The organism is Neobacillus niacini, from assembly GCF_023715785.1.
In the GTDB taxonomy this organism is placed as follows: domain Bacteria; phylum Bacillota; class Bacilli; order Bacillales; family Cytobacillaceae; genus Neobacillus; species Neobacillus niacini_E.
This window is the reverse complement of sequence record NZ_JAMBOX010000082.1, coordinates 1-430: the sequence shown is the minus strand read 5'-3', so window position 1 is coordinate 430 and position 430 is coordinate 1. Positions and strand designations below refer to the sequence as shown.

Sequence of the window (430 nt, the reverse complement as noted above, 5' to 3'; positions counted from 1 at the left end):
ATCATCGTCCCGCTGGCGCCAATGCCGCTCTGACGATAGCCTTCGCCCTGGCTGTAGCTGCCGTTGAGGGTGGTCCATGGCGTACGGTAGCTGCCGTTGAGCGCCACATCATGCTGACCGCCGGTGGCGGTGGTGGTCGACACGCCGTAGTTAAGGTTGTTTTCACTGTCCAGCGAACCGTTGATACCAATCTGCGAGCTGGCAAAGCGCGAGTTATTGAACGAGGTGTTCGACGTCAGGTTGGCGGTGCGGTTATCGCCAAACCACAGCGGGTAGCTGAAGTTGAGTGAAATACGATCGTCGCGACGATGACCGGAGCTGTCTGGCGTATAGACGCGCTGCGCGCTCGCCGACCAGGAGAGACGACCAAATGAATTGTTGTAGCTGACCTGATACTGCTTCTCGGTCCCGGAGCGGTTCCAGTAATCGG

The 430-nt window shown here is 58.6% G+C and carries 1 protein-coding gene; it reads right to left on the bottom strand.

What is annotated here, in order from left to right:
• Positions 1–430: fimbria/pilus outer membrane usher protein (locus M3234_RS28940; RefSeq protein WP_262307945.1), on the bottom strand; the 430-nt coding region annotated here is incomplete at both ends.